General features: G+C 73.7%; 1 pseudogene. It reads right to left on the reverse strand.

Going from position 1 to position 300, the window contains the following annotated elements:
- Positions 1-285 (reverse strand): annotated as a pseudogene (locus tag D180_RS20420) (NAD(P)-dependent oxidoreductase); the annotation flags it as partial.
- Between the last annotated feature and the right edge of the window lie 15 nt (positions 286-300).

The following is a 300-nucleotide window of genomic DNA, read 5'->3' on the forward strand; positions in this document are numbered from 1 at the left end:
GCCGAGCACACCGATACCGTAGCGGCTGAGCCGCGGCTCCGGTTGCCCGCGACGGCGCAGCGCGATCTGCTCGCCGAGCGTGGCCAGCGCCAACGCCGGTCCGCGCGGCACCGGCAGCAGTCGCACGCGCAGGCGCAGCACCGCGAACAGTTCGGTCAGCAGGTCGCGCACCGCGATCGGCACGCCGTTGCTGATGTTGTAGGCGCGTCCGTCGCCGATGTGTTCGGCGCGCAGCGCGGCCAGCGCCGCGGCCACCGCGTTCTCCACGCAGCACACGTCGATCATCGCGCGGCCGCCGTT

It is taken from the genome of Xanthomonas sp. SHU 166, from assembly GCF_000364685.1.
Taxonomy (GTDB): Bacteria; Pseudomonadota; Gammaproteobacteria; order Xanthomonadales; family Xanthomonadaceae; genus Xanthomonas_A; species Xanthomonas_A sontii.